Consider the following 24,764-nt stretch of genomic DNA (forward strand, 5'->3'; position numbering starts at 1 on the left):
ATCTGAAACGTGACAATTTATAATATTAACTTTGGCATTGGCTGGGCAAGTAGTGGCTTAGAGTATGCTCAAAGTTACAGAGCCAAGCTCCTAAGAGGACTGAACGTATCGACGAAGTTTGTGTTTTTAGAGTTTATTAACAATGAGAATATCCAAACACTAACAGAGAATATTGGCTTTAAAGATGATGAAGTGATCTGGTTGTATCAATACTTTACGGATATTCCAGTGGCACCAACAACATATACGGTGACTGATATTGTGAACGATATCCATGAATCTGTAGAACATGAGACACATGAAGGGAAGATCAAGCGTCTCTACCTTCCTGGTGAACAAAACTTTATTACGTGTTATTTAAAGTATGAAGATCAAGACATTGTAGACCGTGCTGAGTTTGTCATTAACGGTATGCTCGTACGAAAAGATTTTTATAGCTATGTGCGTACTTTTTCTGAATACTATGCGCCAAGTGATAAAGCAGCGAAAGTGTATATGCGTCAGTTCTATAACGAGAATGGCACAGTTGCGTATACAGAATATATTGATGGGAAGACGAACTTGTATGACTTTCCTGATCAAAAATTATATAGCCGTGAAGCGTTTATTGCGTATTTTATTCAAAAATTGAAGTTAACGTCTGAAGATATTGTTATTCTTGACCGTGCCTCAGCAGTGGGACAGGCCATTTTACAAAATAAAGGTGATGCCAAAGTGGGTGTCGTCGTGCATGCCGAACATTTCAGCGTGAATGCGACAGATGAAGATCACGTCTTATGGAACAATTACTATGAATATCAATTTGCGCAGCATGATGAAATTGATTTTTATATCACAGCCACAGACTTACAAAATCAAATTCTGACTGAGCAATTTAACAAGTATTTGAATGTAAAACCTAGAGTGGTGACGATTCCAGTGGGGAGTGTACATGAACTGAAGTACCCTAAAACTAAACGTCGTCCGTATTCGATGATTAGTGCATCCAGATTAGCCAGCGAAAAGCATATTGATTGGCTTGTACGTGCGGCGATCATTGCGAAAAAGTCAGTACCTGAATTGCAGTTTGATATTTATGGTGAAGGTGGCCAAAAAGAAGCACTGCGAACAATCATTCAAGAGCATCAGGCACAAGACTTTATTCACCTAAAAGGACACGTGAAGTTGGATGATGTCTATGCGAACTATCAACTGTTCGTGTCAGGATCAACAAGTGAAGGATTTGGATTAACATTGTTAGAAGCGGTTGGCTCTGGTCTCGGTATGATTGGTTTTGATGTGAACTACGGAAATCCAACATTTATTAGAGATCAGAAGAACGGCTATCTCATTCCAATTGATGTAAAAGAAGAAAGTTCGGAGGATATTGTAGCGCGCTATGCAGAACACATCGTTCGATTCTTTAATGATGGACCAAAGCAACCGCATAAAACGTCTTATCAATTAGCACGTCCGTACCTAACACCTGACGTTCAACAACAATGGCAAGACTTGATTTCGGAGGTGTCTCATGATTAATCTATTTGAATATTTTGATTATCCAGCACAAACACTCTATACGACATTGCAACTTGCCGGTCACAAGCATGAGACGGTTGTTTTGGAAGATAATGGCTTTTTACCAGCATCGATCGTGACGCCATATCGCTTTTTTGCGAACTATCAAATCTCAGACGATGCCAAGTCACGTTACTTCAATCAGATTGATATCCCACGTTACTGGGAAGTTGAAGGCAACAACACTGAAGCAACCGTTAAAGATATGGGAAAAGTACGTGCTAAGATTCAATATCAAAAAGGATTAAAGCCACGTATTATCAATCGTGTAGAATGGTTAGATGAGCAAGGCCGCTTGCAGTATGTAGATCATTACACACAAGAAGGCGTTTGCTTTGCGAAGACGGTCTATGACTTAAATGGTAAGAAGATTTTCCGTCGATACTTAGACCAACAAGGGTATGAAGTGATTTATGAAAACTATGTTGCGCAAACTATCATCCTCAATTGGCAAGGTAAAGCGCATCATTTCAACAGTAAGTTTCAATTTTTACAATTTTTTATGAAGGTATTGCAATTAGATATGCAAGGTATCATCATGAATTCATTAGGGACACCATTCTTGTTGAGCTATTATTTGGATACCCCAGGAGAAGATATCTTATTCTGGCAAGAACAGAGTGGTGGAAATATCCCGGGAAATATGGCCTCAATGTTAGAAAACAATCATACAAGACAATATCGTGTCGTTGTACCAGATGCGCATGAATACGATGTTTTAACAGAAAAAATGACTGAAGTGGAACGTAACTATGTCTTTAAAGGCGGCTATATTTATGATTACCAACGCCAAAATACACAGCAACCACACATTATGACAATGACGAATTCAGATCAGTTGCCGCATATTGAAGCCATTGTAGAAGCTTGTCCAAATGCGACATTCCATATTGGTGCCGTAACAGAAATGTCGGATAAACTTATGGCCATTGAACGCTATGACAATGTGAGATTGTTCCCTGCCATTGAAATTGGAACAGTGAACAAACTCTATCAATCATGTGATATTTATTTAGATATCAATGAAGGTGGCGAGATTATTAATGCCGTCCGTAGCGCATTTGACCATGACTTGCTTATTTTAGGATATCAACAAAATGCACATAATAAGGCTGTCACAGCACCTGAAAACTTGTTCAGTAAAGAAGGACAAGGTGTTTCAGAACTGATACAAGCATTGAAAGATATTCAGCACAAGCCACGTTACTTCAAGGCACGACAGATGTATCAAAAAGCACACGTACACGAAGTCAACATAAAAGACTTCAATCATATGATGTCACAGCTTTTTAATTAGCATAAAAAAGAAGCCGTATCACAAGCTTAAATTGCTTGAATGATACGGCTTTTGTGTGTTTATTTTAAATATTTTTGGAAAAAGTCATCAATCATATCGAAAGGAATGATGTCGAGACGGTCGTATAAGTCTACATGAGAAGCATTTGGAATGACATGAAATGCTTTGTTATCGCCTTTAAGTTGTTTATACGTATCCTCACTGAAGTAGAAAGAGTGTGCAGCGTCGCCATGAATGAGTAGTACAGCACTTTCTAATTCATCGATATAATGTAACAATGGTGTGTTGATAAATGAGAGGGGCATTGTGATAGACCAACCTCTATTTGAGTTTAATGAACGTGGATGATAACCACGTGGTTGTTTGTAGTACGCATAGTAATCTTTTACAAATTGTGGTGCATCGTCTGGTAATGGATCAACCACACCACCAGCAAGTTCTGGATCTTGAGAAGCAAAGTCTTGCGTACGTTGTGCATTTAGTTGTTTTTTCTTTTCTAAGCGTTGTTCTGGGCTGTCTTCTGCATCATAATAGCCTTTCGCATTCACACGACTCATATTGTACATCGTGGTAGCAACTGTTGCTTTGACACGTGTATCAATTGCAGCAGCATTCAATGATAGTCCGCCCCAACCAAAGATACCGATAATACCGATACGCTCTTTATCAACGAGATGATTATTGGTGAGGAAGTCGACCGCTGCTTGGAAGTCTTCTGTGTTAATGTCTGGTGATGCCATATAACGGGGTGTGCCACTACTTTCTCCTGTATAAGATGGATCAAACGCGATAGCAAGATAACCTTTTTCAGCCATTTGTTGCGCATATAAACCAGAAGATTGTTCTTTCACAGCACCGAATGGTCCACTTACAGCAAGTGCTGGTAGGGGTTCATCGCCAGCATCTTTAGGCAGATATAAGTCTGCAACGAGTGTGATGCCAAAGCGGTTTGGAAAAGTGACTTTTGTATGTGTGACTTTATCACTCTTTGGGAATACTTTATCCCATGTATGTGTGATATATTGATCTGTTGTGTTTGTCATAATAAGTCCTCCTTATGATGGTTCAATTGTTTTAAGAATACGTGCAGGATTGCCACCGACAATTGTATTAGGTGGCACATCCTTTGTGACGAGGGCATTGGCACCTACTACTGCGTTTTCACCAATGGTAATACCAGGTAAAATGGTTGCAGCCGCACCAATCCATGCATTGCGTTTAATGCTAATAGGTTTCACGGTGAGTGAACGCCTTGTCTGTGGATCGATGTCATGATTGACCGTGATTAAGTTGGCACGAGGACCAATCAATACATGGTCTTCTAATGTAATGCCACCTAAGTCCGTAAACATCACATTGCTGTTAATAAATACATGCTTACCAATGGAGATATGTTTGCCAAAGTCTGTATTAAAAGGGAGATTGACTTGAACAGTTGGATCAAGGGGATGTCCTGTGATCTCTTCTAATAATTGACGTTTCTCTTCTTGAGTATGCTGTTGTGTATTTAAAGCCATAACGTGCGGTGCATTCGCATCAACAACTTCATGAATCTTTGTGAAAAGTGGATTGTCTGTATGAATCGGTGTACCAATGAAAGTATCATCCCATAAATAATCAATCATATACGTCGGCTCAATGTTAAAAAGTATGTGTAATTATCGTATAATGAAACTGTAAATATTACCAATACCTATATTGAATATAAATTTATGCCTCGTAAGCATAGGAGTGAGAAGATGGAAAACAGAGTCTTACGTTATTTTTTAACAGTTGTATCAGAAGGAAATATCAGTGCCGCCGCAAATCTTCTGCATGTCACACAGCCAACGCTCTCTCGTCAGTTGAAAGGGTTAGAAGAAGAATTAGGTGTGACATTATTTAAGAGAAAAGGCAAACATATGACTTTAACACAAGAAGGACGTTATTTGGCAGAACAGGCCAATAATATTTTAAATCTCGTTGATATGACAACCGCTAACCTAGCAACAAGTCATGATATATATGGAACAGTGACAATTGGTTTAGCAGAATCTCACACCGTCACATCCATTGCGAAAGCGATAAAAGAAGTACAACAAACGTATCCTAACACACGTTTCCATATACAGAGTGGCAATGCGCAACAAGTTTTAGAACAGTTAGACAATGGTCTGTCAGATTATGGACTCATCGTTGAACCGATTAATAAGATTGAGTATGAGGTTTTATCACTACATGATGAAGACGTTTGGGGTGTTTTGACGAGAAAAAATGGGCCACTTGCACAATATGAGACATTAACTGGTGCGCAATTGGTAGGACGCCCATTAATCGTATCAGCACAACAAGGAACAACACGAATGTTGGCAGATCAGTTGAACATGGATGAAGCGGCATTAGATATCGTGGCGCAATATAATTTGTTATATAATGCCTCATTACTTGTGGCAGAGGGAGTTGGCCATGCAGTGATGCTCGATGGCATTGTGAATACAACAGGTACAGACTTAATATTTATACCATTCGAACCAAAAATTACGTCGAAACTTAGTGTTATCTGGAAACGTGGCAAACCACTATCAACAAGTTCACAGTTCTTTTTAGAAAAGTTGAAAGCAGTCCTTGCGAGAGATATATAAGAGGCAATGAGACAGAGCTGATCTCGGGACTAGAAAAACGTACTTCCTGATTCCACCTTTCTTACACTATCGATTTTGACAAATGAACTTGTCTCTTTGACTCGTATATTATACAATACATATAAATCATAGTAATTATTGAAAAGGGATGGCATAAAGGAGGAAGTTTCATGAAAGTAATGCGTACAATATTAACCATGTTATTCGGCGGCATCATTGGTGGTATGATTGGTTTGCTTTTTGCTGATTCAAAAGGATTTCGCTTTATAACAGAACTCCATTTCGCTGAAGATCAAACAGTGAAAATGGTTGGTTATGCAATTATCGCAATGATAATTGGTTTGCTATGTTACCAATTATGGTTACAAAAACATATTCTAAAACAGAAAAGAGAAATGACACAAACACTATCGGATACACATACTGAAACAGATCAAATAGAATCACAGATATCATTATTATTTTGGCGTACCAGTGTGATTACACAAGTTTATTTATTGTTAAGTTTTATCTTTATGCTCTTCGTTGTACTGAATAATAGTGGTACAGCGATGACACTATTTGTAATTGTTATTTTCTTCATAGCATCCGTTAGTTCGTGGCCATATGGCATTTTTGTACAGGAGTATGATCCACGTTTCCCAAAATTGGGTGAAAAAAACTACACAGAAAAACTTTTGAATTTGATGGATGAAGGCGAGCAACATATTACATTGTTATCAATGTATAAAGTACATACAATGAATACGATGTTTATCGTTCTTGGTATTTTCTTGCTCAGTATCTTCTCACTTGAGTCGGGGATTAATCAATCTTTTGGTGTTATCATTTTAGTCTTCTTATTCGCATACAATCTATTTGGTTACCAATTCAGAGTACGGAAGTTTTACAAATAGTCATAGTTTGTTAACAATTTCATAAAATTAAAAGGCAATAATCTTAGTATAATTATAATTAATAAGATTATTGTCTTTTTTATTGTGAGAATGACTTAAATTTAAAAAATAATGTAAATTCAAAACGTATTTAGGGAAATAGATATAACAGTATAAAAGTTGCCAATCATTATTAATGAGATTAGAGTATTTAGTTTTATTTTTTATAATAACGTGAAAGGCTTTTAAAATTTGCAAAAAAATAAAAAAATCTATATTGTTGAACTGTAACGTCTAATTATAAGACATAAATAACTCTTTTTAGTGTGATAAAGCTAAGATTTTTATTTAGAACAATACTGCGTTTTAATCCAATTTTTAGTATTTACAACTACTTTTAACTTTTACCCAGCAACTTTATCCATAAGATGACACAATTAATGATTTAAAAAGAAATATAAGCAAGTTTATTTTGGAGGTTTTATTTAAATGAATAACAAAAACAATTTTTTATCTAATCGTCTTAACAAGTATTCGATTAGAAAAGTAAGCTTTGGCACAGCTTCATTACTTATTGGTGCCACACTATTGTTCGGTGTGAATAATGATGCTCAAGCAGCAGAAGAAACAAAAGCAAATACTGTTTCTGAAGGACAAACTGGAGAAGGCGAGCCAGCCGTCGCTGAAGAGGCAGCAACAGAAGTATCTGAAGCGCTAGTTAATGAAGAAACTGTACAAGCCGAACCATCAGAAGTTGAGGCAACAGACGTATCAGAACAAGAAGAAGTAGCGACTGATGAGTCAGAAACAACAGATGTAGTAGAAGAAGAAACTACGCAAGAAGTATCAGAAGAAACAGCGACTGAAAAGCAAACTGAAACAGAAAAAGAGACAACAACAGAAGAAACAGAAACAGCATCTGAGACACAAGAAGAGAAATCACCTGCAGAAGCGATTAAACAAGAAATCGCAGAAGCATCAGAAACAGTAACAGAAGTAAAACAACCTGATCATTATCAAGAGGCGAATGAAGCGACATCAACAGAAGAAGTGGTGACAGCGGGTGAAACTGTTCAATCAAATGAGACAGTAGAAACACCAGACGTGCCAGCTACTCGATATGATGCAGCAGTGGCACTTTCTGAAGAATTAGAGAAAAATAAACCATACGCAACAACAAGCGGTACAGCATTTCGTTCTGCTTTCCGTAGTGTTCCAACAACACGCGCAGCAGATACTTATACAGGGAAAATCATTGATTACCCAGGAGATTTGGTTCAAAAGTTAAATGATCCATCTATAGCTGTTGCACCAGGTAATATTAACTTTTCTCCAAAATTTGTAGATGGTAAAAGTAAGTCGTATGCATTTTTAGTAAATTCCAATGGAACGATTACGAAGAAGCAACTCGCAACAAATAGTTCAGGTACCGTAGTGGCATATCGTGGGACATATGTTGAGTTAAGCAATAATGCACCAGAAGCTTATGTATATTTGAGTAATGTCGGAATCGCGGGTGGCCATATTGTAGATGCTATTGCGAAAGTGTCTATCATCCCATCAAAAGACGGGGATGCAGCAAATACGCGATATTTCTTTATGTCAGGTAGAGACTATCTTTCTCTTGCTTCAAGAAAAGGTGGAGGCGCAAAAGTAGACTTAACGTTTGTCGAACATAAAGAGCAAAGTGAATTTGATAACTTATATAATACAGTTCAACTATCACAAACGACTAAAGATGCATTGCTTCAACAACTTGATAGTATTAAAGGTGCAGAAACATCAGTTAGTGGTCTATTAAATGTTTATGACCTAGATGATTACAGTGCGACTAAGAGTAAAGACTCAAGAAAATCGATTACGTTTGAACGTAATCAAGTGGATAAACTTTATGTCAGTAATGAAACAAGACAGCAATCATCTGCTTTAATGGAGTTAACTGAGGATAAAGTAACCTTAACGTCAGGGTCTGGTAATTTTGGTGGCACTTATGATAACAATAAACGTGTGACAGTGACATTTGAAAATCAAAGTCAACTTAACTATACAATCACAGGTTCGGGGGCTAGTGGTCCTGCATTCCATCCGGATGGTCTTTTACTATTACAAGTACCGCCATATCATGTGGAAGATGTTTCAACAACAACAGGGCAAGATGATCAATTTGTGATACATCAAACCGTTCCTGCGCGTGATGTGAGAAAAACCAATACATTACCGACAAATGTTACGTTAGGTGTTCAAGCACCAGAAGGCGTTAAGTTAACATTAAAAGAAAATACAACATCATTATTCACAGCAGATAAGAGTGCAAGTACGGACAATAACTTAACTATTGTACCTGGTAAGAATGGTAATAAAGATTTAAATTTATTGAAAAATGCAACGTACTATAACAAAATTTATGATTTACCAATTACGGCAAGTCATGGATTAACTTTAGCAGACATCGAGAACAACACATCAAAATGGCAAGCACTTCAACAGTACTATGATAAAGATGAAGAAGTATTAAAAGTACCACTTACTTATACATTTGATAACAGCGCACAAAGTTGGGACAATCTTACAACAGATAAAACTGTTGCGGTAATGAATGTTTCAGATGATATTAAAGATGCATTCCGTAGAATAGATGAAGCGGCGGCAGCAGTAGAAGAAGCTAAGAAAGCAGACGAAGCGGCGAAAGCAGCGTTGGCTGAGGTGAACGAAAATGGTTTAATTACGCCGACAGAAGTAGAAAAATTAACTGCAGCACAACAAAATGCTATAGCTAAGAAAACAGCTGCTACAAATATTGTGAACCAATTACCAGCTGCGTATCAAGGTGATATGCCAACCACATTAGCAGGATTAACAGGTATTGATGTACCAGCTGTAACGGATGAAAATGAAAATGGTGTAGCTGATAACGTGGATACGCTCGTGGATGACGCGAAAAAAGCTGTAGAAGCCGCGAAGGATGCAGATCAAGCCGCGAAAACAGAATTAGCTAAGGCGAATGGAAATAACTTAATCACGCCAGAAGAAGAAGCGAAGTTAAAAGACTTAGCTCAAAAGGCGGAAGAAGCAAAAGCTGCTGCAGAAGCAGCCGTGGCAAAATTACCAGAGGAACCACAATCAGTAAAAGAGCAAAAAGATACAATGACTGGTGAATTATCAAGTCTAGATGGAATTACAGTTCCAAAGATTAATGATAAAGATGGGAATAACGTAGCTGATGATGTGGATGCGCTAGTGGATGAAGCGAAAAAAGCAGTGGAAGCAGCGAAGGAAGCAGATCAAGCAGCGAAAGATGCATTGGATAAGGCAAATGAAAATAGCTTAATCACGCCAACGGAAAAAGCTGAGCTAGAAAAACTCCAACAAGTTGCAGCGGACAAGAAAGCAGCAGCAGAAGAGAAAGTTAATGATTTACCAGAAGACCAAAAAGGTGACTTACCATCAGAGTTAGACAAACTAGAAGGAATCACAGTTCCAGAAGTAACTGACGAAGATGGAAATGGTGTAGCCGACGATGTAGACAAACAAAGAGAAGCAGCTGAAGCTGCAGTTACAGAGGCAAAAGCAGCAGACAAAGCCGCAAAAGATGCATTAGCGAAGGCAAATGAAGATAGCTTAATCACACCAACAGAAAAAGCCGAGCTAGAAAAACTCCAACAAGCCGCAGCAGATAAGAAAGCGGAAGCAACAGCTAAAGTCGAAGCATTACCAGAAGACCAAAAATGTGATTTTCCAACTGAGTTAGACAAACTAGATGGAATTACAGTTCCAGAAGTGACTGACGAAGACGAAAATGGCGTAGCTGACGATGTGGACAAGCAAAGAGAAGCAGCCGAAGCTGCAGTCGAAGAGGCAAAAGCAGCGGATCAAGCAGCGAAAGATGCGTTGGCTGAGGCAAATGAAGATGGCTTAATCACGCCAACAGATAAAAAAGAATTAGAACGTCTACAAGAAGAGGCAGCAGCGAAGAAAGCAGCAGCAGAAGAGAAAGTTAATGATTTACCAGAAGATCAAAAAGGTGAATTACCAACAGAGTTAGACAAACTAGAAGGAATTACAGTTCCAGAAGTGACTGACGAAGATGAAAACGGCGTAGCTGACGATGTAGACAAACAAAGAGAAGCAGCCAAAGCTGCAGTCGAAGAGGCAAAAGCAGCAGATCAAGCAGCGAAAGATGCGTTGGCTGAGGCAAACGAAAATAACTTAATCACACCAGCTGAGAAAGAAGAATTGGAACGTCTACAAGAAGAGGCAACAGCGAAGAAAGCAGCAGCAGAAGAGAAAGTTAATGATTTACCAGAGGATCAAAAAGGTGAATTACCAACTGAGTTAGACAAACTAGATGGAATTACAGTTCCAGAGGTAAATGACGAAGATGGAAATGGTGTAGCCGACGATGTAGACAAACAAAGAGAAGCAGCTGAAGCTGCAGTTGCAGAGGCAAAAGCAGCAGACAAAGCCACGAAAGATGCATTGACTGAAGCGAACGAAGATGGCTTAATCACGCCAACGGAAAAAGCGCAATTAGAACGTCTACAAGAAGAGGCAGTAGCGAAGAAAGCTGAAGCCGCAGAAAAAGTTGAAGTATTACCAGAAGATCAAAAAGGCGAGTTACCATCAGAGTTAGACAAACTAGAAGGAATCACAATTCCAGAAGTAACTGACGAAGATGAAAATGGCGTAGCTGATACAACAGATGCTCAACGAGCAGAAGCAGAGACAGCAGTGGAAGCAGCTAAGGCAGCGGATAAAGCGGCAAAAGATGCATTAGCGAAGGCAAATGAAGATGGCTTAATCACGCCAACAGATAAAAAAGAATTAGAACGTCTACAAGAAGAGGCAGCAGCGAAGAAAGCAGCAGCAGAAGAGAAAGTTAATGATTTACCAGAGGATCAAAAAGGTGAATTACCAACTGAGTTAGACAAACTAGATGGAATTACAGTTCCAGAGGTAAATGACGAAGATGGAAATGGTGTAGCCGACGATGTAGACAAACAAAGAGAAGCAGCTGAAGCTGCAGTTGCAGAGGCAAAAGCAGCAGACAAAGCCGCAAAAGATGCATTAGCGAAGGCAAATGAAGATAGCTTAATCACACCAACAGAAAAAGCCGAGCTAGAAAAACTCCAACAAGCCGCAGCAGATAAGAAAGCGGAAGCAACAGCTAAAGTCGAAGCATTACCAGAAGACCAAAAAGGTGATTTGCCAACTGAGTTAGACAAACTAGAAGGAATTACAGTTCCAGAAGTGACTGACGAAGACGAAAATGGCGTAGCTGACGATGTGGACAAGCAAAGAGAAGCAGCCGAAGCTGCAGTCGAAGAGGCAAAAGCAGCGGATAAAGCGGCAAAAGATGCATTAGCGAAGGCAAATGAAGATGGCTTAATCACGCCAACAGATAAAAAAGAATTAGAACGTCTACAAGAAGAGGCAGCAGCGAAGAAAGCAGCAGCAGAAGAGAAAGTTAATGATTTACCAGAGGATCAAAAAGGTGAATTACCAACTGAGTTAGACAAACTAGATGGAATTACAGTTCCAGAGGTAAATGACGAAGATGGAAATGGTGTAGCCGACGATGTAGACAAACAAAGAGAAGCAGCTGAAGCTGCAGTTGCAGAGGCAAAAGCAGCAGACAAAGCCGCAAAAGATGCATTAGCGAAGGCAAATGAAGATAGCTTAATCACACCAACAGAAAAAGCCGAGCTAGAAAAACTCCAACAAGCCGCAGCAGATAAGAAAGCGGAAGCAACAGCTAAAGTCGAAGCATTACCAGAAGACCAAAAAGGTGATTTGCCAACTGAGTTAGACAAACTAGAAGGAATTACAGTTCCAGAAGTGACTGACGAAGACGAAAATGGCGTAGCTGACGATGTGGACAAGCAAAGAGAAGCAGCCGAAGCTGCAGTCGAAGAGGCAAAAGCAGCGGATAAAGCGGCAAAAGATGCATTAGCGAAGGCAAATGAAGATGGCTTAATCACGCCAACAGATAAAAAAGAATTAGAACGTCTACAAGAAGAGGCAGCAGCGAAGAAAGCAGCAGCAGAAGAGAAAGTTAATGATTTACCAGAGGATCAAAAAGGTGAATTACCAACTGAGTTAGACAAACTAGATGGAATTACAGTTCCAGAGGTAAATGACGAAGATGGAAATGGTGTAGCCGACGATGTAGACAAACAAAGAGAAGCAGCTGAAGCTGCAGTTGCAGAGGCAAAAGCAGCAGACAAAGCCGCAAAAGATGCATTAGCGAAGGCAAATGAAGATAGCTTAATCACACCAACAGAAAAAGCCGAGCTAGAAAAACTCCAACAAGCCGCAGCAGATAAGAAAGCGGAAGCAACAGCTAAAGTCGAAGCATTACCAGAAGACCAAAAAGGTGATTTGCCAACTGAGTTAGACAAACTAGAAGGAATTACAGTTCCAGAAGTGACTGACGAAGACGAAAATGGCGTAGCTGACGATGTGGACAAGCAAAGAGAAGCAGCCAAAGCTGCAGTCGAAGAGGCAAAAGCAGCAGATAAAGCGGCGAAAGATGCATTAGCTAATTTAAATAAAGAAGGTTTAATCACGCCAACAGATAAAAAAGAATTAGAACGTCTACAAGAAGAAGCGGCAGCGAAGAAAGCAGCAGCAGAAGAGAAAGTTAATGATTTACCAGAGGATCAAAAAGGCGAGTTACTAACAGAGTTAGATAAATTAGATGGAATTACAATTCCAGAGGTAAATGACGAAGATGGAAATGGTGTAGCCGATGATGTAGACAAACAAAGAGAAGCAGCCAAAGCTGCTGTAGAGGAAGCTAAGGCAGCAGATCAAGCAGCGAAAAAAGCGTTAGAAGATATAAATAAAGAAGGTTTAATCACGCCAACAGATAAAAAAGAATTAGAGCGTCTAGAAGAAGAAGCAGCAGCAAAGAAAGCGGCAGCAGAAGAGAAAGTTAATGATTTACCAGAGGATCAAAAAGGTGAATTACCAACTGAGTTAGACAAACTAGAAGGAATTACAGTTCCAGAGGTAAATGACGAAGATGGAAATGGTGTAGCTGACGATGTGGACAAACAAAGAGAAGCAGCTGAAGCTGCAGTTGCAGAGGCAAAAGCAACAGACAAAGCCGCGAAAGATGCATTGACTGAAGCGAACGAAGATGGCTTAATCACGCCAACGGAAAAAGCGGAATTAGAACGTCTACAAGAAGAGGCAGTAGCGAAGAAAGCTGAAGCCGCAGAAAAAGTTGAAGCATTACCAGAAGATCAAAAAGGCGAGTTACCATCAGAGTTAGACAAACTAGAAGGAATCACAATTCCAGAAGTAACTGACGAAGATGAAAATGGCGTAGCTGATACAACAGATGCTCAACGAGCAGAAGCAGAGATAGCAGTGGAAGCAGCTAAGGCAGCGGATAAAGCGGCAAAAGATGCATTAGCGAAGGCAAATGAAGATGGCTTAATCACGCCAACAGATAAAAAAGAATTAGAACGTCTACAAGAAGAGGCAGCAGCGAAGAAAGCAGCAGCAGAAGAGAAAGTTAATGATTTACCAGAAGATCAAAAAGGTGAATTACCAACAGAGTTAGACAAACTAGAAGGAATTACAGTTCCAGAGGTAAATGACGAAGATGGAAATGGTGTAACCGACGATGTAGACAAACAAAGAGAAGCAGCTGAAGCTGCAGTTGCAGAGGCAAAAGCAGCAGACAAAGCCGCAAAAGATGCATTAGCGAAGGCAAATGAAGATAGCTTAATCACACAAACAGAAAAAGCCGAGCTAGAAAAACTCCAACAAGCCGCAGCAGATAAGAAAGCGGAAGCAACAGCTAAAGTCGAAGCATTACCAGAAGACCAAAAAGGTGATTTGCCAACTGAGTTAGACAAACTAGAAGGAATTACAGTTCCAGAAGTGACTGACGAAGACGAAAATGGCGTAGCTGACGATGTGGACAAGCAAAGAGAAGCAGCCAAAGCTGCAGTCGAAGAGGCAAAAGCAGCGGATAAAGCGGCAAAAGATGCATTAGCGAAGGCAAATGAAGATGGCTTAATCACGCCAACAGATAAAAAAGAATTAGAACGTCTACAAGAAGAGGCAGCAGCGAAGAAAGCAGCAGCAGAAGAGAAAGTTAATGATTTACCAGAGGATCAAAAAGGTGAATTACCAACTGAGTTAGACAAACTAGATGGAATTACAGTTCCAGAGGTAAATGACGAAGATGGAAATGGTGTAGCCGACGATGTAGACAAACAAAGAGAAGCAGCTGAAGCTGCAGTTGCAGAGGCAAAAGCAGCAGACAAAGCCGCGAAAGATGCATTGACTGAAGCGAACGAAGATGGCTTAATCACGCCAACGGAAAAAGCGGAATTAGAACGTCTACAAGAAGAGGCAGTAGCGAAGAAAGCTGAAGCCACAGAAAAAGTTGAAGCATTACCAGAAGATCAAAAAGGCGAGTTACCATCAGAGTTAGACAAACTAGAAGGAATCACAATTCCAGAAGTAACTGACGAAGATGAAAATGGTGTAGCTGATGATGTAGACGCTCAACGAGCAGAAGCAGAGGCAGCAGTCGCAGATGCAAAAGCAGCGGATAAAGCCGCGAAAGATGCATTGACTGAAGCGAACGAAGATGGCTTAATCATGCCAACAGAAAAAGCCGAGCTAGAAAAACTCCAACAAGCTGCAGCTGATAAGAAGGCTGAAGCCGCAGCTAAAGTTGAAGCATTACCAGAAGACCAAAAAGGTGACTTACCATCAGAGTTAGACAAACTAGAAGGAATCACAGTTCCAGAAGTAACTGACGAAGATGAAAACGGAGTAGCCGATACGACAGATGCTCAACGTACAGATGCGGAAAAAGCTGTGGAAGAGGCGAAACAAGCAGATCAAGCGGCAAAAGATGGATTAGCTAAGGCGAATGAAGATGGATTAATCACACCAACAGAAAAAGCCGAGCTAGAAAAACTCCAACAAGCTGCAGCTGATAAGAAGGCTGAAGCCGCAGCTAAGGTTGAAGCATTGCCAGAAGACCAAAAAGGCGAGTTGCCATCAGAGTTAGACAAACTAGAAGGAATCACAGTTCCAGAAGTAACTGACGAAGATGAAAATGGCGTAGCTGATGATGTAGATGCTCAACGAGCAGAAGCAGAGACAGCAGTAGAAGCAGCTAAGGCAGCGGATAAAGCGGCAAAAGATGCATTGACTGAAGCGAATGAAGATGGCTTAATTACACCAACAGAAAAAGCTGAGCTAGAAAAACTCCAACAAGATGCAGCAGAGAAGAAGGCTGAAGCCACAGAAAAAGTCGAAGCATTACCAGAGGATCAAAAAGGCGAGTTACCATCAGAGTTAGACAAACTAGAAGGAATCATAGTTCCAGAAGTAACTGACGAAGATGAAAACGGCGTAGCTGATACAACAGATGCTCAACGAGCAGAAGCAGAGGCAGCAGTCGCAGATGCAAAAGCAGCGGATAAAGCCGCGAAAGATGCATTAACAGAGGCAAACGAAGATGGCTTAATTACACCAACAGAAAAAGCCGAGCTAGAAAAACTGCAACAAGCTGCAGCTGATAAGAAGGCTGAAGCAGAAGCTAAGGTTGAACCCTTACCAGAAGATCAAAAAGGCGACTTACCATCAGAGTTAGATAAGTTAGACGGAATTATAATTCCAGAAGTAAATGATTCTGACGAAAATGGAGTAGCTGACGATACAGATGCTCAACGAGTAGATGCAGAAAAAGCAGTGGAAGAGGCAAAACAAGCTGATCAAGCCGCGAAATCCGCATTGGCTAAGGCAAATGAAGATGGATTAATCACGCCAACTGAAAAAGCAGAGTTAGAAAAATTACAACAAGCCGCAGCAGAGAAGAAAGCGGAAGCAGAAGCTAAGGTTGAAGCCTTACCAGAAGGTCAAAAAGGTGACTTACCGGCTGAATTAGATAAGCTAGACGGCATCACGGTTCCAGAAGTAAATGATTCTGACGAAAATGGAGTAGCTGACGATACAGATGCTCAACGTACAGATGCGGAAAAAGCAGTGGAAGCAGCTAAGGCAGCGGATCAAGCCGCAAAAGATGCATTAGCTAAAGCGAAAGAAGATGGTTTAATCACACCGACAGAAAAAGCCGAGCTAGAAAAACTGCAACAAGCCGCTATTGATAAAAAAGTGGAAGCAACAGCAAAAGTTGAAGCATTACTAGAAAATCAGAAAGGTGATTTACCATCAGAGTTAGAAAAACTAGATGGAATTACAGTTCCAGAAGTAAATGATGCAGACGAAAATGGAATTGCCGATGGTACAGACGCGCAACGAGTAGATGCGGAAAAAGCAGTAGAAGCAGCGAAGAAAGCAGATCAAGCGGCAAAAGATGCATTAGCAGAGGTAAATAAAGATGGATTAATCACGCCAACGGAAAAAGCAGAATTAGAAAAACTACAAGAAGCTGCAGCTGATAAGAAGGCTGAAGCAACAGCAAAAGTCGATGCTTTACCAGAAGATCAAAAAGGCGACTTACCATCAGAATTAGATAAGTTAGACGGTATTATAATTCCAGAAGTAAATGATTCTGATGAAAATGGAGTAGCCGATACAACAGATGCCCAACGAGCAGATGCGGAAAATGCAGTAGAAGCCGCGAAACAAGCAGATCAAGCGGCAAAAGATGCATTAGCCAAAGCACAAGCAGATGGTATCATTACACCGGATGAAAAGGCAGAATTAGAACGTCTACAAGAAGAGGCAGCAGCGAAGAAAGCGGAAGCGACAGCTAAAGTCGATGCGTTACCAGAGGATCAAAAAGGTGATTTACCAGAAGAACTTGATAAATTGACAGGTATCGTAGTTCCAGAAGTTACCGACAAGAATGATGGCGACCAATCTGATAAGGACACGAATACTGAAGGTCAACAAGAAAAACCTGGCGTATCACCAACGAAACCGACAGAAAAAGGCAATGATTCAATCCCTGTAGATGGAGAGACAATTAAGGAAGAAGCACCGTCTCACAAAGATTCAGAAGGTAAAAAACAAACACTTCATGAATTACCAGAAACAGGACAAGATTCACAACAACCAATCACGTTATTTGGTGGATTGATCACTGCTTTAGGTGGACTATTGTTCTTCAGAAGACGTAAAGATGAAAAAGAAAGTAAATAGGCATTAATGAAAGGAGCAGCAGAACCTTAAATGGTCTGTTGCTTTTTTCTTACCAAGACAAACAAAACCCCCTCTCTTTGGGACATGACATCCTAAAGAGAGGGGGTTATCATTTATAGATTAGTATTCGATATTTGGCATTTTGTTAACATGTGTTTGATAACGTTTTAATGCAGCTGTTGCTACACCAAGAATAATTGACACAACAATTAATTTTTTCATATCGGTGCGCACTCCTTTTATTCGTAATAGTTCAATTCTAAGTCTTTAGAAGTTTGTTCACGTGTTTTGCGCATTAATGCTTCATCATCGATTAATGATTTGCCATAAGAAGGAATCATTTTTTGGATTTTGGCTTTCCAAGCTGATAATTCTTCAGGGAAGTTGCGTTCGATTACTTCTAAAGCAACTGATACTGAAGTAGATGCCCCTGGTGATTCGCCAAGTAATGCAATGACAGTATGATCTTCAGAGTTTACAACTTCTGTACCAAATTGGATGAAGCCTTTACCGTATTCTTCTGTATCTTTGATAACTTGAACACGTTTACCAGCAGTATATAACTCCCAGTCTTCGTCACGTGCTTCAGGAACGAATGTACGTAAGTGGTTCATGCAACCTTCTTTTGTCATTAAGATTTGATCAAAAGAGTATTTTAATAATGGTAAGTTTTTCGCAGCAGACGCTAACAACGTTGTGATATTGTATGGTTTAACTGACTTGAATAAGTCTAAGTTTGAACCATTTTTCAAGAATTTAGGTCCAACGCTTGCGAATGGTCCGAATAAGATTGTTTTCTTACCATCGATGTAACGTGTATCTAAGTGAGGTACTGTCATTGGAGGTGTACCAGGTGGTTCTTTACCGTAAACTTTCACCCCATGTTCTTCAATAACAGATGGGTTTGTACATGCTAAGAATTGACCTGTAATAGGGAATCCACCTAAGTTTTTACTTTCAGGGATACCTGTTTTTTGTAATAACGGAATCGCACCGCCACCAGCACCGATAAAGATAACGTCTGCAATTTCAGTTTGAACGTTACCAGTTTTACGGTTGCGGACTTTTACTTCCCATTTGCCATCTTCACGGCGGTGGAAGTTTGTTACTTCGTGGTTATAATGAACTGCTGCATTCGGGTGTTTTTCGATGCTGCGTGCCATTTTACGTGTTAACTCACCGAAGTTTACGTCTGTACCTTCATCAATTTTACTTGCTGCCATAACGTCACTTGCGCTACGACCTTTCATCATTAATGGCATCCATTTTCTCATTACTTCGATGTCTTCTGTATATTCGATGTTATCGAACATAGGGAATTGTTTCATCGCTTCGTAACGTGCTTTTAAGAACTTCACGTTGTTTACACCACGTACGAATGAAATGTGTGGAAGTGGGTTGATGAAGTCTCTTGGAGTATCGATGTTTTTACTTTTTACAAGATAACTCCAGAATTGTTTTGAAATCTCGAACTCTTCATTGATACTTTTCGCTTTTTCGATATCAATAGAGCCATCAGGTTGTTGTACTGTGTAGTTAAGCTCGCAAAGTGCAGCATGTCCAGTACCTGCGTTATGGTTCTCGTTTGAACTTTCTTCACCTGGCTGATCTAATCGCTCGTAAAGCTTAATATTCCAGTCGGGCTCAAGGTCTTTGATCATTGAACCGAACGTTGTGCTTAGTACACCTGCTCCAATAATAATAATATCTTTGCTGTGTTTGCTTGTCATAAAGATCACCTTTCTGTTTGGCTTAAGAGCAAGGCATGGTTTTACCTTGTTATGACTTATTATATAACAGACTTTTTCCATTTTAAATGCCATATGCTTATTGATATTAAAAAATATTATATAACTTTCAAAAAACACGGATGTCCCCGTTTTCAAATGGATGAAAAAGATTAAAAAAGGAACTCAAGACACCTATGGACACATTTGTGCCTTTGAGTGTTAAATCAGATTTTTAAGATGAAGGGGCATCAGTGACATCAATCAAAATCATTTCTTTTAAAATACGTACAAAAAGTGACAAAATCGTCTGCATTATTGACAAGGTGAAAACAACTGAAAAGTCAGTAGTATCAAGAGATTGAATACTATGAGGTTTGGTGAAAATATAAGTATTTAAATATGTATTCATTTTTAAAAGTAAAATGTATACAAAGTTGATAAGTTTAAGATTGAATTAATATAAAAAAACGCTTACAATTTGATTAAACCAGTCATAAGGTCATCAGATGACTATGACGATTCATTCAGTTATTGGGGGAATTTAGATGAATGCCTTATTAATGCTTGTAGCGTTAAGTGCAGTAATCGTTCCATTTACATGTTTAGTAGTGCTACGTATGTCAGCACTCGTTGGGATGACGATTAGCGCAGTCGTTGTCACAATTTTAGGTTACTTTGTTTGGGGAATTGATGGCGGTGTGATCGCTGCGTCATTCTTACAAGGTGTACATAAAACATTAACGATTATTTTGATTTTATTCGGTGCTTTAGCGTTACTTAACACGTTGCGCGAAACAAATGCGGTTGCACGTATCAATGCGGGGTTCCAAAATGTATCACATGATATGCGTGTACAAGTCATTATTGTAGCGTTTCTATTCGGTTCGCTAATTGAAGGTGCGTCAGGATTTGGGACACCTGCAATGGTAACAGCGCCACTAATGGTTGCACTTGGGTTCAAACCATTGACGAGTGTTGTGACAGCGCTGATTGCGGATAGTGTGTCAGTATCATTCGGTGCAGTCGGAACACCGATTTTAGTAGGACTTAGTACATTAAAAGATGCGGATGAAGCATTGTTCAGCATGACAGCATTACGCGTCACAGCAATTGATTTATTAAGTGGTGTATTTATTCCACTTGTGATTGTCGCAACAATGGTAATCTTCTTCGGAAAAGGTAATCGATTGAAGTCAGTGTTAGAAATTGTGCCTTGGACATTACTTATTGGTATTGTTTATGTCGTAATGGCATGGATTTATGCGATGCTAACAGGTCCAGAATTTGTATCGATTTTAACACCATTAACAGTACTTGTTGTGGCAGTATTTACTGCGAGAAAAGGTATCTTAATACCTAAAACAATTTGGCAAGATGCACTTGAAGATGGATATGAAGTAACAACTGTGACAGGAAAACATGAGATGAGCTTGTTATCTGCATGGTCTCCTTACCTTATCGTTGTAGTACTTCTATTATTAACACGTGTCGTTGCACCGGTTAAAGACTTTACAACATCTGTTTTCAATCTTTCATGGAATGAGATTTTAGGATATGAAAGTATTTCTTCTAGTTGGGAATTACTGTATTCGCCGGGTACGATTTTATTGTTATCTGCATTCTTAGCTGTACTTATCCAACGCAAATCAATGAGAAACTTTACAAAAGCTTGTCGTGATTCCATTAAAACAATTCGTATTACTACAATTACATTGATTGCAACATTAGCAATGGTACACGTATTCAGCAACTCTGGATTAAATGCCAATGAATTAATGAGTATGCCTGAATTTATCGCCGATGGTATGGCACATGCATTTGGTGATGTATGGCTTGTCATTGCACCATTCTTAGGTGCGCTTGGTTCGTTCATTACAGGTAGTGCGACTGTATCGACATTAACTTTCTCACCAATTCAAGCGAATATCGCACAAGCAATTGGCGCAGATGTGTATACAGTACTTGGCGCACAAGTCATTGGTGCTGCAGCAGGGAATATGATCTGTGTGCATAACGTAGTCGCAGTATGTGCTGTCGTGAATATGCCGGGTAAAGAAGGTAGCGTTATTAGTAAGACACTCGGACCAGCAATGTTGTACTGTATCTTAGTGGGTATTAGTACATTGATTATGGCAACGCTTTTCTTCTAAATTAAATAAGTGATAAAGTGTCGGGGTTGAGACATACCAATTTATGCTTAGGAAATCAATAAAAGATATTCCTTAAAGCAGAAAGTTGTCCCAATCCTGGCACTTTTTTTAATATTTATGAAAGCCTTTGCAAAACTTGTACATACAAGTTATAATTTGTCTATACAAGTTAGAAAGAGAAGGAGTGTATGACATGGCAGTTAAGCGAACGGATGTACAGGATATTATCGAAGCTGTTGGTGGTGCAGAAAATGTACAATCTGTGACGCATTGTGTGACGCGTCTCAGATTGGTCTTACATGATGATGGTCAAGTGGATAAAGAGAGATTGAGTGATAATGCATTGGTCAAAGGACAATTCAAGGCGGATAATCAGTATCAAATTGTGATTGGTCCAGGTACAGTGGATGAGGTATATAAAGTCTTTGTCAGTGAAACAGGTGCTGAAGCGGTATCTAAAGATGAAGCAAAAGCACAAGCTGCGAAGAAAGGGAATCCGTTACAGCGTTTAATTAAGTTGCTAGGTGATGTCTTCATTCCTATTTTGCCAGCAATCGTTACAGCAGGTCTGTTATTGGGGATTAATAACGTACTAACAATGAATTGGACAAAAGGTGCGCCATCGATTGTTGAACGTTTTCCAGAAATTGCAGATGTTGCGAACATCATTAACGTGATTGCGACAACAGCATTTATCTTCTTACCTGCTTTAGTGGGTTGGAGTGCGATGCGTGTATTTGGTGGTAGTCCAGTATTGGGGATTGTATTAGGCCTTGTCTTAATGCATCCACAACTGTTATCACAATATGAAATCGGAACAGCAGACGAAATTCCAAAGTGGCATATTTTGGGTCTTGCGATTGAACAATTGAACTATCAAGGTCAAGTATTGCCAGTATTAATTGCTGCTTACGTCCTTGCTCAAATTGAAAAAGGTATGAACAAAATTACACCTGATTCAATCAAATTATTGGTTGTAGCGCCGGTAGCTCTTTTAGTGACTGGGTTCTTGGCATTCTTAGTCATTGGACCAGCTGCTTTATGGATTGGTAAAGGAATTACTGTTGCCATCACAACATTATTTGAAAGTGCCGGTTGGCTCGGCGGAGCGATTTACGGTCTTTTCTATGCACCATTAGTAATTACAGGATTACATCATATGTTCTTAGCAGTGGACTTCCAATTAATGGGTAGTGAGTTACAAGGAACATATTTATGGCCGATCTTAGCACAATCTAATATTGCGCAAGGTTCAGCTGCGTTAGGTGCTTGGTATATTTTCAAAAAGCGTAAAATGGCAAAAGAACAAGGTTTGGCAGCAACTTCAAGTTTATCAGGTTTTTTAGGTGTAACAGAACCAGCGATGTTTGGTGTTAACTTGCCATTGAAATATCCATTCTTTGCCTGTATCATTACAACGATGATGACAGGTGCATTGATTGGCGGAGCTGGCGTACTTGGTAAAGTCGGTGTTGGCGGTGTACCAGCGATTATCTCGATCAATCGTGAATTCTGGGGTATCTTTGCGATTGCAACAATTATTTCGATGATCGTGCCAGCTATCTTAACAGTGATCTTTTCTAAGTTCAGTCGAGAGAAGACGAAAAAGATGGTCGATAAGTCTGAAGAAATTTAAGTGAATGAATAAGATAGGGGGAGTAGAAGAGGATGAACACTTTTCTACTTCCTATTGTTTTTACAGTATCAATATACAGCATTTGGAAGGTGGCAAAATAATGAAAAAACAAGATTGGAAAAAGTCTGTTGTCTATCAGATTTATCCCAAGTCATTCAATGATACAACAGGAAATGGTGAGGGCGATTTACGTGGTATTATCGACAAGTTGGATTATTTACAGTTTTTAGGTGTCGATTATTTATGGCTAACACCTATTTATGATTCACCAATGAATGATAATGGCTATGATATCAGCAACTATTATGAAATCAACGAGCAATTTGGTACGAAAGCAGATTTGCGTGAACTTCTTGATGCGGCACATACACGTGGTCTCAAAGTGATTTTGGATATTGTCATTAACCATACATCGACAGAACACGAGTGGTTCAAAGCGGCTCGTCAGTCTAAAGAGAGTCCGTACCGTGATTATTACTTTTTTAAAGATTCTCAAGACGGTCCTCCAACTAATTGGATGTCGAAGTTTGGTGGGAATGCTTGGCAATATGATGAGCAAACAGAAGAATACTACTTGCATTTATTCGATGTCACGCAAGCTGATTTAAATTGGGAGAATGCAAATGTACGTAAAGAATTGTACAGCATCTTAAACTATTGGATTGATTTTGGTGTGGATGGATTTCGCTTTGATGTGATTAATTTAATCTCTAAAGGTGCATTTGAAGATTCAGAGGCAATTGGTAAAGAATTTTATACCGATGGGCCACGTGTCCATGAATATATTCACGAAATGAACCGTGAAACGTTTGGTGATAAGGACTTTATGACAGTAGGGGAAATGTCGTCTACAACAATTGATCATTGTATTCAATACACGCATCCAGAGAGACAAGAGCTACATAGTGTTTTTAACTTCCATCATCTTAAAGTGGATTATAAAGATGGGGGAAAGTGGACGAATCAAAAGTTTGATTTACAGCAGTTGAAAACAATTTTGATGGAGTGGCAGACAGGTATTTATGAAGGTGGCGGTTGGAATGCAATATTTTGGTGTAACCATGATCAGCCACGTGTCGTATCTCGCTTTGGGACAGATTTAGATGAGGGATTAAGACAACGTAGTGCGAAAACACTTGCGATTGTGCTACATTTATTGCAAGGAACACCGTATATTTATCAAGGTGAAGAAATTGGGATGACAGACCCTCACTTTACATCCATCAAACAGTACCGAGATGTTGAATCATTAAATGCGTATCAAGCACTTGTAGAACAGGGGTATGATGAACAAGAAATTTTAACCATTCTTGGTCAGAAATCTCGTGATAACTCTCGCACACCGATGCAATGGTCTGCAGAGTTGCATGCCGGCTTTACAACGGGAACACCCTGGATTGATGTGTCACCAAACTATGAAACCATTAATGTTGAAGCGGCATTGGAAGACCAGAATTCCATTTTTTATATGTATAAACAATTAATTGCGTTACGTCATACACATGATATTGTGACGTATGGTAATATCGTGCCGCGTTATATGGATCATGAACAGCTTTTTGTATACGAACGAAACTATAAAGAACAGACATGGCTTGTTGTAGCAAATATGACAGATCAGCCTGTGAAGTTACCGGATGATATTGAGCGAAATGGTGAAGTGATTGTTGAGAATGGGGATGTCACGGATGGGTACCTCGAACCTTATGCGGCATATGTTCTGTCTATAGAATCAAAGTAAGAGGCGAAGACAAGT

Annotated in this window: 12 protein-coding genes; 8 read left to right on the forward strand and 4 right to left on the reverse strand. The window is 39.5% G+C overall.

The genetic code is table 11. The annotated features are described in order from the left end of the window. The first annotated feature begins 9 nt into the window (after positions 1 to 9). Entirely contained in the window at positions 10 to 1,518 is a 1,509-nt protein-coding gene (gene gtfA / locus MUA88_RS00760) for an accessory Sec system glycosyltransferase GtfA (RefSeq protein ID WP_262604282.1), read from the forward strand. Beyond that, positions 1,511 to 2,854 (forward strand): accessory Sec system glycosylation chaperone GtfB, encoded by a 1,344-nt coding sequence (gene gtfB, locus MUA88_RS00765; protein WP_262604283.1) that lies wholly within the window; start codon positions 1,511 to 1,513, stop codon positions 2,852 to 2,854. The genes gtfA and gtfB overlap by 8 nt, the downstream gene beginning before the upstream one ends. 59 nt (positions 2,855 to 2,913) lie before the next feature. Here the strand turns inward: gtfB and MUA88_RS00770 are convergent, their stop codons facing one another. Next, complete coding sequence (locus MUA88_RS00770) at positions 2,914 to 3,897, reverse strand: alpha/beta hydrolase (RefSeq protein ID WP_262605626.1); 984 nt, start codon at positions 3,895 to 3,897, stop codon at positions 2,914 to 2,916. 12 nt (positions 3,898 to 3,909) lie between these two features. Next, a complete protein-coding gene (locus MUA88_RS00775; protein WP_276580969.1) occupies positions 3,910 to 4,479 on the reverse strand; it encodes a sugar O-acetyltransferase in 570 nt (189 codons plus the stop codon). 114 nt (positions 4,480 to 4,593) lie between these two features. On the opposite strand from MUA88_RS00775, the gene MUA88_RS00780 reads away from it, so the two are divergent. From MUA88_RS00780 to MUA88_RS00790, 3 genes are all read left to right on the forward strand, one after another. Beyond that, positions 4,594 to 5,475, forward strand: coding sequence for a LysR family transcriptional regulator (locus MUA88_RS00780; protein WP_262605627.1), 882 nt, complete (start codon positions 4,594 to 4,596; stop codon positions 5,473 to 5,475). A 170-nt stretch (positions 5,476 to 5,645) separates the two neighbouring features. Then, a complete protein-coding gene (locus tag MUA88_RS00785; protein WP_262605628.1) occupies positions 5,646 to 6,371 on the forward strand; it encodes a DUF3169 family protein in 726 nt (241 codons plus the stop codon). A gap of 468 nt (positions 6,372 to 6,839) precedes the next feature. Then, a complete protein-coding gene (locus tag MUA88_RS00790) occupies positions 6,840 to 17,492 on the forward strand; it encodes a GA-like domain-containing protein (RefSeq protein WP_262605629.1) in 10,653 nt (3,550 codons plus the stop codon). A gap of 120 nt (positions 17,493 to 17,612) precedes the next feature. Here MUA88_RS00790 and MUA88_RS00795 read toward each other — a convergent pair whose 3' ends face one another. Further along, positions 17,613 to 17,714 carry an SE2200 family small protein gene (locus MUA88_RS00795; RefSeq protein ID WP_262604289.1) on the reverse strand — a complete coding sequence of 34 codons (102 nt, stop codon included), beginning with the start codon at positions 17,712 to 17,714 and terminating at the stop codon, positions 17,613 to 17,615. 17 nt (positions 17,715 to 17,731) lie between these two features. After that, positions 17,732 to 19,222: an L-lactate dehydrogenase (quinone) gene (gene lqo / locus MUA88_RS00800; RefSeq protein ID WP_262605630.1), complete on the reverse strand. Its 1,491-nt coding sequence runs from the start codon at positions 19,220 to 19,222 to the stop codon at positions 17,732 to 17,734. Positions 19,223 to 19,767: 545 nt separating this feature from the next. Between lqo and MUA88_RS00805 the strand changes: the two genes are divergently transcribed. From MUA88_RS00805 to treC, 3 genes are all read left to right on the forward strand, one after another. Continuing rightward, a complete protein-coding gene (locus MUA88_RS00805; RefSeq protein ID WP_262605631.1) occupies positions 19,768 to 21,372 on the forward strand; it encodes an L-lactate permease in 1,605 nt (534 codons plus the stop codon). A 193-nt stretch (positions 21,373 to 21,565) separates the two neighbouring features. Then, positions 21,566 to 23,008: a PTS system trehalose-specific EIIBC component gene (gene treP, locus MUA88_RS00810; RefSeq protein WP_262605632.1), complete on the forward strand. Its 1,443-nt coding sequence runs from the start codon at positions 21,566 to 21,568 to the stop codon at positions 23,006 to 23,008. A 100-nt stretch (positions 23,009 to 23,108) separates the two neighbouring features. Continuing rightward, entirely contained in the window at positions 23,109 to 24,749 is a 1,641-nt protein-coding gene (treC, locus tag MUA88_RS00815) for an alpha,alpha-phosphotrehalase (RefSeq protein WP_262605633.1), read from the forward strand. Positions 24,750 to 24,764: the final 15 nt, after the last annotated feature.

It is taken from the genome of Staphylococcus sp. IVB6240 (genome assembly GCF_025558425.1).
GTDB lineage: Bacteria > Bacillota > Bacilli > Staphylococcales > Staphylococcaceae > Staphylococcus.